The sequence below is a fragment of the Paenibacillus sp. J22P51 genome, from assembly GCF_059692215.1.
This window is the reverse complement of record NZ_JCAUAZ010000002.1, coordinates 156010-167736: the sequence shown is the minus strand read 5'-3', so window position 1 is coordinate 167736 and position 11727 is coordinate 156010. Positions and strand designations below refer to the sequence as shown.

At 45.3% G+C, this 11727-nt stretch carries 11 protein-coding genes; 2 read left to right on the top strand and 9 right to left on the bottom strand.

Annotation, left to right across the window (positions count from 1 at the left end; translation table 11 throughout):
* Window positions 1-101: 101 nt before the first annotated feature.
* The 4 genes from AC58QC_RS05535 to AC58QC_RS05520 all read right to left on the bottom strand — a co-directional run bounded on the left by AC58QC_RS05535 (window position 102) and on the right by AC58QC_RS05520 (window position 4726).
* Window positions 102-863, bottom strand: coding sequence for a tRNA threonylcarbamoyladenosine dehydratase (locus AC58QC_RS05535; protein WP_497414204.1), 762 nt, complete (start codon window positions 861-863; stop codon window positions 102-104).
* Between the two features lie 25 nt (window positions 864-888).
* On the bottom strand, window positions 889-2670 hold the full coding sequence (aspS, locus tag AC58QC_RS05530) for an aspartate--tRNA ligase (RefSeq protein WP_497414203.1): 1782 nt from the start codon (window positions 2668-2670) through the stop codon (window positions 889-891).
* A 44-nt stretch (window positions 2671-2714) separates the two neighbouring features.
* Window positions 2715-3980 carry a histidine--tRNA ligase gene (gene hisS / locus AC58QC_RS05525; protein ID WP_497414202.1) on the bottom strand — a complete coding sequence of 422 codons (1266 nt, stop codon included), beginning with the start codon at window positions 3978-3980 and terminating at the stop codon, window positions 2715-2717.
* Window positions 3981-4417: 437 nt separating this feature from the next.
* The gene (locus AC58QC_RS05520; protein WP_497414201.1) at window positions 4418-4726 is read right to left on the bottom strand and encodes a winged helix-turn-helix transcriptional regulator; all 309 of its coding nucleotides are present in this window, start codon (window positions 4724-4726) and stop codon (window positions 4418-4420) included.
* Between the two features lie 157 nt (window positions 4727-4883).
* Between AC58QC_RS05520 and AC58QC_RS05515 the strand changes: the two genes are divergently transcribed.
* Both AC58QC_RS05515 and AC58QC_RS05510 read left to right on the top strand, forming a co-directional pair.
* Entirely contained in the window at window positions 4884-5276 is a 393-nt protein-coding gene (locus AC58QC_RS05515; protein ID WP_497414200.1) for a DoxX family protein, read from the top strand.
* Between the two features lie 292 nt (window positions 5277-5568).
* Window positions 5569-5892, top strand: coding sequence for a hypothetical protein (locus AC58QC_RS05510; protein ID WP_497414199.1), 324 nt, complete (start codon window positions 5569-5571; stop codon window positions 5890-5892).
* A gap of 104 nt (window positions 5893-5996) precedes the next feature.
* Here AC58QC_RS05510 and AC58QC_RS05505 read toward each other — a convergent pair whose 3' ends face one another.
* The 5 genes from AC58QC_RS05505 to AC58QC_RS05485 form a co-directional block, all read right to left on the bottom strand.
* Window positions 5997-7946: an FAD-dependent oxidoreductase gene (locus AC58QC_RS05505; protein WP_497414198.1), complete on the bottom strand. Its 1950-nt coding sequence runs from the start codon at window positions 7944-7946 to the stop codon at window positions 5997-5999.
* Window positions 7947-8095: 149 nt separating this feature from the next.
* On the bottom strand, window positions 8096-8269 hold the full coding sequence (locus tag AC58QC_RS05500) for a hypothetical protein (RefSeq protein WP_497414197.1): 174 nt from the start codon (window positions 8267-8269) through the stop codon (window positions 8096-8098).
* Between the two features lie 83 nt (window positions 8270-8352).
* Window positions 8353-8793 (bottom strand): D-aminoacyl-tRNA deacylase, encoded by a 441-nt coding sequence (dtd, locus tag AC58QC_RS05495; protein WP_497414196.1) that lies wholly within the window; start codon window positions 8791-8793, stop codon window positions 8353-8355.
* Window positions 8794-8818: 25 nt separating this feature from the next.
* Complete coding sequence (locus tag AC58QC_RS05490; protein WP_497414195.1) at window positions 8819-11005, bottom strand: RelA/SpoT family protein; 2187 nt, start codon at window positions 11003-11005, stop codon at window positions 8819-8821.
* Window positions 11006-11190: 185 nt separating this feature from the next.
* The gene (locus AC58QC_RS05485) at window positions 11191-11703 is read right to left on the bottom strand and encodes an adenine phosphoribosyltransferase (RefSeq protein ID WP_497414194.1); all 513 of its coding nucleotides are present in this window, start codon (window positions 11701-11703) and stop codon (window positions 11191-11193) included.
* Window positions 11704-11727 lie beyond the last annotated feature (24 nt).

Below are 11727 nucleotides of genomic sequence, written 5' to 3'. Positions count from 1 at the left end.
CCGCCACGGTGGGCATGTCATGTATCACAATCAAATAAGCTCGCCCCCTTCCTGCTAATGCAAAAAAACGGACACCCCTTCATCGGGGCATCCGTTTCTCCTTACTTCGATTTCTTCTTCGCACCAATCTCCAGCAATTCCTTCACAGCTGCACTCACCATGATGAGACCTGCAACAGGTGGTACAAAAGAGTTGCTCGCTGGCGGCTGCTGCGCCTTACGTATTTCAGGTGCATTCGCAGGCACGATTTGTTCCGTAACGTCTTCCCGTGGCTTCATCGGTTCTTCCATCGAGAATACGACCTTCACGCCCTTCTTAATGCCTTCCTTACGTAATCTTTGACGAATGACACGTGCGATGGGGTCCATGCTTGTTTTGGAAATATCCGCAATTCTAAATTGCGTTGGATCCATTTTATTCGCAGCACCCATACAGGAGATCATCGGAATTTTACGTTCGAGACACTGTTTTATCAGATGGATCTTGTACGAAATCGTATCACTTGCATCCAGTACGTAATCGATCGGATACGCGAATACTTGCTCATACGTTTCCTCTGTGTAAAACATCCGAAGAGAAATGACATCGCACTCTGGATTGATGAGTTTGATTCGATCACGCATCAGATCAGCCTTCGGCTGACCAACCGTTGTCGTAAGCGCATGGATCTGACGGTTAATATTCGTGATATCGACAACATCCTTGTCGATCAGAATTAGACGCCCGACTCCGGAGCGCGCCAGCGCCTCGGCAGCGATAGAGCCAACGCCACCGATTCCAAGCACAACAACTGTACTATTTTTCATAATTTCTAGACCCTCAGGTCCGATCGCTAGCTCTGTTCGCGAAAATTGGTGAAGCATAAGGAACACTTCCTCTTCAAGGTTCTTAGGCTTTGGCAGCAGGCTGCTTAAGCGCTAAGCGAATCGATAGTTGTTCTAGTTGTTTGTCGTCCACAGTTCCCGGTGCGTCCGTCAATAAGTCTGTTGCACTTGCTGTTTTCGGGAATGCGATGGTTTCTCTCAGGTTCGTACGGCCCGTGATTAACATCACCAAACGGTCAAACCCGAATGCAAATCCACCGTGTGGAGGTGTGCCATATTCAAAAGCTTCCAGCAAGAAGCCGAATTTCTCAACTGCTTCTTCTTTGGAGAAACCAAGTGCTGCGAACATTTTCTCTTGCACTTCACGTTGGTAAATCCGCATGGATCCGCCGCCTACTTCATAGCCATTCAAGACAAGATCGTAAGCTTGCGCACGAATTTGGCCTGGATCTGTGTCGAAGAAATGAATGTCATCTTCGTTCGGACGTGTGAACGGATGATGTTCAGCTACATAGCGTTTTGCCTCTTCGTCATACCCAAGAAGTGGGAAGTCTACAACCCACGCATATTTGAAGACGGAGTCATCGATAAGACCAAGTTGACGACCGATTTTTAGACGAAGGTTACCTAGTACATCCGCAACAACTTTCTTCTTGTCAGCAGAGAATAATAGAAGATCTCCCTCTTCTGCTCCCAAACGCTCGGTCAATGCTGCGATTTCAGTCTCGTTGAAGAATTTCACGATAGGCCCTTTGAACTCGCCGTCTTTCACTTGAATCCAAGCAAGACCTTTCGCTCCGTAACGTGCTGCGAATGGCAATAGATCGTCGATTTCTTTACGGCTCCATGTGCCACAGCCTTTGGCATTAAGTGCTTTCACTTGGCCCCCGCCGTTTACTACATTAGCAAAAACTTGAACGCCAGAAGTTGAAACGATGTCGGACACATCTTTCAACTCTAGGTCAAAACGAAGATCTGGCTTATCTGAGCCATATTTCGCCATCGCATCTGCATGTGTAATACGTTGGAATGGACGTGGAATCTCAACATTTGCTGTTTCTTGCATCAGTTTCACAACAAGCTCTTCAAGAATATCTAGAAGCTGATCTTGTGATAGGAAAGAAGTCTCGATGTCTACTTGTGTAAATTCAGGCTGGCGATCTGCGCGAAGATCTTCGTCGCGGAAACAGCGTGCGATTTGGTAGTAACGCTCAAGACCACTAACCATTAGCAATTGCTTAAAGATTTGTGGCGATTGTGGAAGTGCGAAAAACTCGCCTGGATGCACGCGGCTTGGTACCAAGTAATCACGTGCGCCTTCAGGTGTACTTTTCGTCAAAATTGGTGTTTCTACATCGATGAAACCTTTTGCATCTAAGAAATTACGGAATACGTTGGATGCTTTGGAACGCAGCATCAAGGTACGTTGCATTTCTGGGCGACGCAAGTCTAGGTAACGATATTTCAAACGAACGGCTTCATCCACTTCAACGCCATCTTCAATGAAGAACGGAGGCGTTTTCGCTGCGTTCATGATTTCGATTTCGGTTACTTGAATTTCGATTTCACCTGTTGGGATATTCTTGTTGACGGTCTCATCATCACGTACAACCACTTTCCCTTTTACGGCAAGTACGTACTCATTACGGGCACGATCCGCAATTGCCAAAGCATCCCCTGAGAAATCTGGGTTAAATACCGTTTGTACAAGTCCACTGCGATCGCGCAAATCAATGAAAAGAACGCCGCCTAAATCGCGTCTTCTTTGAACCCACCCGTTAAGTATAACTGTTTCGCCTACCTGGGCTTTCGTTAGCTGCCCGCAATGATGTGTTTTGAGCATCATAATTGATATTGCCTCCTTATTAATCTTCATATTGGTTTTGCTATCTATTCGAATAGTGTCTTTGCAGCTTGTGAGGCAAGATCCACTAAACTTACCGTGATTTGATTACCTGTTTCCATCTTCTTCAGCGTAATTTCGCCGCGTGCTAACTCGTCATCGCCAAGAATCGCAACATAAGTTGCTTGGAAACGATCGGCGGATTTCATTTGAGCCTTCATCTTGCGGCCCTGGTAGTCCTTCTCCGCCTTTAAGCCTTGAACTCTAAGTTGGTGCAGAAGCTTCGTAACTTCCTTCTCCGCCGCTTCCCCCAGACCAATCAAGTACACATCCAGCGGCTCAGGCTTCGGTATTTCAACCCCTTGCGCTTGCAGTACGAGCAGAATACGCTCAAGACCAAGACCCAAGCCTACACCAGGTTGATCTGTGCCATGTCCACCGATCTGTTCGACAAGACCATTATAACGTCCGCCTCCACCAATCGTGTCGATGGCACCGATACCAGCTGCCTTATATTCAAACGCAGTGTGCGTGTAGTAATCCAGACCACGTACCAAGCGAGGATTAATTCGGAATGGAATCTCCATCGCTGTTAAGTGCTCTTGTACCTGTGCAAAATGTGTACGGCATTCCTCATCCAAGAACTCTAGAATGTCAGGAGCGCCCACACCATGTTTTTGATCGATTTTGCAATCGAGAATACGCATTGGATTACGGTCATAACGAGACTGACAATCCTTACAAAGCTGATCCTTCACAGGGGCAAAGAACGCCTGAAGCTGTTCACGGTAAGCCGTTCTAACTGCTGGTGTACCCACGGAGTTAACTTCCACGGTAACTTCTTTCAGCCCAATTTCTTTATAGAAGGTGTATCCTAGAGCAATTACTTCCGCGTCAATGCTTGGATCCACCGATCCGAACGCTTCAATACCGAACTGGTGAAACTGGCGGTACCGCCCCGCTTGCGGCTGTTCATAGCGAAACATCGGTCCCACATAAAATAACTTCGTTAGATCCGGGATCCCATACAGCTTATTTTCAACGTAAGCTCGAACGACACCCGCCGTTCCTTCCGGACGCAGCGTCATGCTTCGATCGCCTTTATCCATAAATGTGTACATTTCTTTTTCGACGATATCTGTCGTTTCCCCAACACCGCGCGAAAAAAGTTCTGTACTCTCGAAAATTGGCGAACGAATTTCTTTGTAGTTAAACCGTTGACACAAGTCTCTCGCCTTCATCTCGAGATACTGCCATTTCTCTACCTCGCCTGGCAGAAGATCCTGTGTTCCTTTTGGCTTCTGAATACTCATTTAAGTAACCTCCCTTTATCTCTACTACGTGCTCTTGCAAAAAACAAAAAAATCCCCCATCCCCGACTTTCGTCAGGGACGAGAGATTTGAATAACTCAAATTCACCCGTGGTACCACCCACATTCAGCTTCCTTGTACTCTCGCTTACGCAAGCAAAGACAATTCAGCTCTTTGCGGTTAACGCCCGCTACTCGCGCAACTACTACTTAGCACATACTCACATGGGCTGTTCCCAGTCGGTCCTCGGGGAGGTCTGTTCATTCGCTCATCATGGGAAGCTTGCAGCCTAGGCTTCCTTCTCTGTACATGTGGGGGCGAATTACTGTGTCCCTTCAATGGATCACAATCATATCAAATTACATTATGGTTATTGTAAACATTGGAAAGGGCAAAGTCAAGAGATAGTCGTTCCTAATAGACTACTTCACTCATCAAATTAATTGAATCCGTCTGCCCATTTTTGAACTTCATCCATAACAGGCTGTAGTCCCTTCCCTTTAGGTGTTAATTCATATTCTATTCGAACGGGCGTTTCTGGATACACATGTCGAATAATAATCTCCGCCGCTTCTAATTCCTTGAATCTTTCAGAAAGCATCCGATCGCTCATACTCGGGATGAGTACCGAGATATCTTTAAACCGCTTTGGCCCAGATAACAACACATTAACGATAAGTCCTGTCCAACGTTTTCCCAGAAGTTCGAATGCATGCTCGAATTTGGGACATAGTTGATAGTTCTCCATCTTAATCATCTCCTTCGAGTTCTTGCTGAGTACATCTTCATACACTTCTGTAAAAACTATTTTAGCATAGTCGCTTGACAAAAGTAAGTGACTCGTAATAATATACTAACATAAAGTAAGTTGTTAAACAAAATATATTTAAAGAGGAGATGTTAGTATGGCATTAGGACTTTTAATTATTCGATTGGTGATTGGTTTAACAATGGCGGCACACGGTACACAGAAATTATTCGGTTGGTTTGGCGGGTATGGGCCTAAAGGAACAGGCGGATTCTTCGAATCGATCGGTATTAAACCAGGTGTCCTTATGGCCGTAGTAGCTGGACTAGGGGAATTAGCTGGTGGCTTGCTATTCGCCGCTGGTTTATGGACAGAAGTTGGTGCTGCACTCATTATTATTGTCATGATTATGGCGATTATTAAAGTCCACTTTAAAAATGGTTACTGGGTAACCTCTAATGGTTATGAATTCAATCTGACCTTGCTGGTCATTGCGCTTGGCGTTGCATTAATTGGTGCTGGTGACTATTCCATAGATGCACTTATGTAAACTGATTTCTCAAACCGTCCAGCTATGCTGAGGCGGTTTTTTTGTACAAAGAAAATAGCCTGCAGCACATGGCAGCAGGCTTTCAAAAGTTTATATTTTAAAGGGGGTCGAGTATCAGTATATCCTTCTTAGATTAAAGGAAGATGAAGCGCTTATTACAATTTCATTACACGCAAATCCCGCATATTTTCAAGCATTTTCATTTCGTTTCTCCCGTATATTCATCCTGTTTTCACATATACATGTACAACAAGGCGAATGGCCTTGAATATAACATCTGGAGGCTGTAACAATGACACTACAAAACGAGTTTCAAGAGGAACGACAAGATCTCGTGGTGCTTTTCTCTGAAGAATCCGAAACCGAAGCCGAAGTAGAAGATGAAACTGCTGACGAAGAAGCAGCCGAAGAAGAGGCCATTGAAGTGACGGAAGCTGATGCGGAGGAAGCGGAAGAAGAAGCGGCTGATGAGGAAGAAGCCGAAGCGGAAGAAGTCGAAGAAGCTGAGAGTGAAGAATCCGCGGACGAGGAGCCAGAAGCAGCGGCTGATGAAGAAGCTGAAGCTGAGGAATCCGCTGATGCTGAAGCGGACGAAGAAGCTGCCGACGAAGACTAAGAAATGTAACCGAAACATCCTTTCTCTCAAGGCCAAACTACAAACTAAGAGCCTTACAGCCACATCCGATGCGGCAATAAGGCTCTTTATTGATTTAATTGAAATTAAGGCTTACCCGTTAATCCAAGCTTAACATCTCGAATCATCATATATGTGTCGCCATTGGTTAATTTTTGCTTATCTGAAATTCTTTTTATCGTTTCTGCCGTTAGCAATTTACTCTCTATCAGCTTCGCTTGTGCTTCAGCGGCAGTCCCTTTTATTCCTAGGGCTTCTGTAAAGGTAAAGCTAGCTTGCTCAAGGGTCAACGGTATTTTGTCCGCATTATCCAACTTGGCAATGGCTTGATTCACGTCACCCTTAAACGCATCAGGTTTCATCTTCCGTGCACTACCAACCACATTGACCATACGCTTCGGATTGGCCGCGTCATCTAGGCGGAAGTTGTTGTCATAAGCACCTGATGCCAGTCCGAGCATCATGGCTGTTTTCAAACCTTCGTATGCCTTATGCTCCATGAAAGGCTGAGGCTTTATTGTCATCGGTTGAATCTCCATGCCTTGCTTATTCAACTGAGCCTGCAGCTTGGCTATGCTTTCCTTGGATGCTGAAAGCTGACGGAAGGTCTTGTTCTCTGATTTGGCCAAGCTAACAGCAGCCCCGGCTGCTTCCCCTTCTGCCATACCCGTTGGCATAACACGAGCGCTTCCGTGTGGAAGTGTATCATAGCTTGCCGCTCTACCTACGACCAGTAAGCCGTCAATCTTCTGTGGTACGATGCTACGGAAAGGAATCGCATATTGTTTTGGCTTACACACGACATTTCCAGAGTCCGTTGGTGCGATACGCTGAATATCGACGGGATAAGAGCCGAATCCAATGCGATCCCACTGATCCGCATTTGTACATACATCGATGATACTTAAGCGGTATTCACCCTGCATGTGACGTGTTTCCCTCACATAAAGCTCAGGTGCGGATCCATCCAGCTCAATCGTAGAGAACTCTGGGAACGTCTTCTGCATATAAGCGACAATGTTAGGCAGTTCCTTTTTGCCGATATCAAACGCCTCTTGAACCGACTTCGGATCAAATGTGTCTACACCAAAAATTTGCAAGGCATTGATAAGCACCGTATTATCATTTTGCCTACCCATGTTGAGCCCTCTCATTTTGGCTCTTTCTTTGTTCAGTGCAGGATAATTACTCATCTCGCTATATCCAAACACACTCACATCCGTTACACCTGTGCCCGAGTTGTCATCGCCATTCAATCGTTTGGCCATCAGATTCCATACTTCGGGAGTTACATTCTTCAAACGAAAGGCAAGCGTGACAGCCATTTTGGATTTCGGATCTCCAATATCTTCATGCCCCATTGTAAAAGGCACACCTGCTGCTGCTGCGAAATCGCCATCCTGTGTTGCATCAATAACAGAGAAGGCTTTGACGACTTGTGTACTGCCATTTTCAAGTGTGATCGTTGCACCCTGCACGGCATTTTTATTTTGCGAAAGAAGTGGTTCAATCTTCTTCGTTTTCATCAGCACATCGATATTTTTTTCATTCTTCACGGCATCATAGAAAGCATTCGCAGCTGTATTCACATCGAAGGAATCCCCTTCGGTCTTGGCGTACCATTCTGAGAAATACCCTTTGTTCCACACATCATCCTTGCCCAGCAAGGTTTTACTCGTGGAATAATTGTTATCAAGGGAATTGATCCAGCCAAGCGTCATCAATCCGCCTAGAATCTCACGATCTCGACCATCAACAAGCAGCGTGCTTAATCCATTCCGAGCTGACGAAACCGCTGCGGCTACGCCTTCCGGATCCGTACCAACCACAATTACATCATAGGCATCTTTCGCCTTTTTCACCGATTTCACTTCTTCAAGGGCTTGTTGCTGCCCACTATGTCCTTTGGAGTTGTTATGATGAGTATATTGGTAGTACATGGCGGCCGTTGCAGCCAGCAACGTAAGTACAATCAATAAGCCCATCAACCATAGCCATCCTTTGGATGTGGATTTGTTGCGATTTGAATTTGACATTACGACGTAAGCACCCACCTTATCTCCTGCATGTCTTACAATAATTCCATAGGCTAGTTTACCACAATTTACAGGCGTAGAGAAATTATGCCCGTTTCACAAATAAAACCACGCAGGCTGATTGAACAGCACACACGTGGTTTTATGAACTACCGGTACGATTTTTTAGGAATACTCTTCATTTTTTCATGATCAGAAGTGAATTCCGAACTAATTTCAACATCGGCAAAAGCAGAAGCTTGACTCATCCGCTCAGCCATGGAGGTATGGAACAATTGTTGTACCGGAGCTGTCATCATTTTTTCTTTTATGGATTGACGCATCTGTAGGCTCCTAACCGCTAGTATATACATGTTTAGTATAACCAGTGGCTAAGCTGCCTATCCCGATACCCTCCGTATAAAGCTTATTTACTATCGATAATTAAAGTAACAGGTCCCCAATTCGTAAGGGAAACGTCCATCATTTCTCCGAATGCGCCAGTTTCAACCTGTAAGCCTTGATCCCTTAGCAATGAGTTGAATTGATGGTACAACGGCTCCGCCTGCTCAGGGCGTGCCGCCGACATGAAATTTGGGCGCTTACCTTTGCGACAATCCCCATACAGCGTAAATTGAGACACAGATAATATGGCTCCCCCCGTCTCCATGACAGAAAGATTCATTTTTCCCGTTTCGTCCTCAAAAATGCGCAGTCCCGCGACTTTATCTGCAAGATACTTCGCATCCTGCTCCGTATCTTCGTGGGTAATTCCTACTAGCAGCATTAGCCCCTGCTCAATGCGACCTACAGTTTGATTATTGACGGTTACTTCCGCGCGTTTACAACGTTGTACAACTACCCTCATCTTCCTAAATCTCCTTAATTTCTTGCTAGCTCTGCATAATACGCTGAACGGAATAAATGTCTTTGACACGTTTTATTTTTTCTACAACGGACTGTAGATGATCAATATTTTTTATTAAAATGGTCATATGAATCGTCGCCATTTTGTTCTTATCGGAACGTCCTGAAACAGCTGAAATCATCGTCTTGCTCTCCGATACGGCTTGAAGAACTTCATTAAGGAAGCCACGGCGATCATGACCCGTAATCTCAATCTCCACATTGAAATTGGATTCAACTGCTTCTGCCCAATCAACTTCGATAACGCGATCTTCCTCACCCATCGTCGTTGGTATGTTCGTACAATCAGACCGATGGACTGAAACACCACGTCCGCGTGTGATATACCCAACAATGAAATCCCCTGGCACTGGATTACAGCAACGAGCAAAGCGTACAAGCAGGTTATCTACACCTTTGACACGTACACCGTTCGTTGGACGGCTTTTGCGCTCTGTAGCTGCAGGGGCTTTAACCTCTTTCACTTCACTGCTAAGTTTGATAATCTGCGCTTCTTCCGCTTCTCTGCGCAGCTTCTCTGTAAGCTTCGTACAGATCTGTGCAGCCGTAATCCCGCCAAAGCCAACAGCAGAGAGCATGTCTTCAATATCGCTAAAATTGAACTTCTTCGCCGCTTCCAGCATTTTATCGTCACTCATTAAGGTTGGAGGATCGATCGCTAAGCGTTTGAGCTCACGCTCAATCATATCCTTACCTTTTTCAACGTTCTCTTCACGCTTCTCTTTCTTAAACCATTGCTTAATTTTGCTGCGTGCGTGGGAAGACTGTGCGATTTTGATCCAATCTTGACTTGGACCATAGGAATGCTTGGATGTTAGAATTTCAATGATATCGCCGGTTTTGAGCTTATGATCGAGCGGAACAATGCGCGAATTGACTTTGGCGCCAATGGTACGATTCCCAATTTCAGTATGAATGCGATAGGCAAAATCCAACGGAACCGCCCCTGCCGGAAGCTCGATGACTTCCCCTTTTGGCGTAAAGACGAAAACAAGATCAGAGAAGAAATCCATCTTCATGGATTCCATGAATTCTGAGGCATCATTCGTTTCATGCTGAAGTTCGAGAATTTCGCGGAACCAGCTCATTTTATCCTCGAAGGTGCCTGATGGAACAACGGACCCGCCTTCTTTGTAAGCCCAATGCGCCGCAATCCCAAACTCAGAAGTACGGTGCATTTCCCATGTCCGAATCTGTACCTCAAGCGGTTCACCCTTCGGTCCAATAACCGTCGTATGCAAGGATTGATACATATTAGGCTTCGGCATCGCAATATAATCCTTGAAGCGTCCAGGCATTGGTTTCCATAACGTATGAATGATACCCAAAGATGCATAGCAATCCTTAATGCCGTCAACAATGACACGCAGGGCCATGAGATCGTAAATTTCGTTAAATTGCTTGCCGCGGGAGCTCATTTTTTTGTAAATGCTATAGAGATGCTTCGGTCTTCCCGAAATATCCCCTTGAATCCCCATCTCATCCAATTTCTCTTTGATGCTGTGAATCACATCTTCAATGTACTGCTCACGCTCAGTCCGTTTCTTCTGCATGAGATTTACGATCCGGTAGTATTGCTGCGGATTCAAATAACGGAGGGCAATGTCCTCCATCTCCCACTTGATCGTAGAAATACCAAGACGATGGGCAATCGGACAGAAAATCTCCAACGTTTCTTCCGCAATGCGGCGCTGGCTTTCTTCCGACTGATACTTCAAGGTCCGCATATTGTGCAGACGATCTGCCAGCTTAATCAAAATAACGCGAATGTCCTGCGCCATCGCGACGAACATTTTGCGATAATTCTCATTCTGCTGTTCTTCTTTGGATTTGAACTTAATGCGCTCCAGCTTCGTCAAACCATCAACGAGCATTGCACACGTTTTCCCGAATTTATCTAGAACAGTTTCCAAAGAAACTGTTGTATCTTCAACCACATCATGCAGAAGTGCAGCGATCACCGAAGTGACGTCCATCTGCATGTTCACCAATATATCTGCAACAGCGAGTGGATGCAGAATATAGGGCTCACCTGATTTGCGTACTTGGCCATGATGGGCTTCGTCCGCGAATTCATAGGCCTCCCGAATCCTCTGCAAATCATTCTCTTTCAGATAGGTGGCGGCCTTTTCCAGCAGCTGCTCTATACCCATGCATCTACCCATTCCCTTTAGTCGATTTTTATTCATTATGCCTGCAAGTCAGGCCCCTCGTCAACTATTCGCGTACATGCTTTCGACAAAAAGCATCATAGATGCCGCAAAAGCATCGCTTTCACTCCGTAGAATGCTATGAAAAAGAGAATCGAATAACGTACATTCGATTCCCCAGACCTATCTTAATATTGAACAAGAGATACAACATCAATACCATTAAATTTGCTGCGGCCATCTAAGTACGTAAGCTCGATTAAGAAAGCAGCCCCAACGATTTCACCGCCAAGTTGTTTGATCAAATCAACAGACGTTTGAATTGTACCACCTGTTGCAAGCAAGTCATCAGCGATAAGCACCTTTTGTCCAGGCTTAATCGCATCCTTGTGCATAGCAAGTTTATCTTTGCCGTATTCAAGCGCATAATCAGCTTCGATCGTTTCGCCAGGCAATTTGCCGCTTTTACGAATTGGAATAAAGCCCACACCTAAAGCTGTAGCAAGAGGAGCTCCAATCACAAATCCACGTGCTTCCGGACCTGCAATCACATCGATTTCTTTGTCTTGAATGAGCTGTTTCAATTGCTCGATGGCTTCTTTGTATACAGGGCCATTCTGAAGCAGTGTTGTAATATCTTTAAAACGGATGCCTGGTTGTGGAAAGTCCGGGATAACGCGAATGTAATCTTTGAAATTCATATGATTTCCTCCAATGTAAACTCT

Coding starts and splice junctions, on each gene's coding strand:
- AC58QC_RS05535 (WP_497414204.1), bottom strand. CDS start 863: ATGCTTCACCAATTTTCGCGAACAGAGCTAGCGATCGGACCTGAGGGT.
- aspS (WP_497414203.1), bottom strand. CDS start 2,670: ATGATGCTCAAAACACATCATTGCGGGCAGCTAACGAAAGCCCAGGTA.
- hisS (WP_497414202.1), bottom strand. CDS start 3,980: ATGAGTATTCAGAAGCCAAAAGGAACACAGGATCTTCTGCCAGGCGAG.
- AC58QC_RS05520 (WP_497414201.1), bottom strand. CDS start 4,726: ATGGAGAACTATCAACTATGTCCCAAATTCGAGCATGCATTCGAACTT.
- AC58QC_RS05515 (WP_497414200.1), top strand. CDS start 4,884: ATGGCATTAGGACTTTTAATTATTCGATTGGTGATTGGTTTAACAATG.
- AC58QC_RS05510 (WP_497414199.1), top strand. CDS start 5,569: ATGACACTACAAAACGAGTTTCAAGAGGAACGACAAGATCTCGTGGTG.
- AC58QC_RS05505 (WP_497414198.1), bottom strand. CDS start 7,946: ATGTCAAATTCAAATCGCAACAAATCCACATCCAAAGGATGGCTATGG.
- AC58QC_RS05500 (WP_497414197.1), bottom strand. CDS start 8,269: ATGCGTCAATCCATAAAAGAAAAAATGATGACAGCTCCGGTACAACAA.
- dtd (WP_497414196.1), bottom strand. CDS start 8,793: ATGAGGGTAGTTGTACAACGTTGTAAACGCGCGGAAGTAACCGTCAAT.
- AC58QC_RS05490 (WP_497414195.1), bottom strand. CDS start 11,005: ATGGGTATAGAGCAGCTGCTGGAAAAGGCCGCCACCTATCTGAAAGAG.
- AC58QC_RS05485 (WP_497414194.1), bottom strand. CDS start 11,703: ATGAATTTCAAAGATTACATTCGCGTTATCCCGGACTTTCCACAACCA.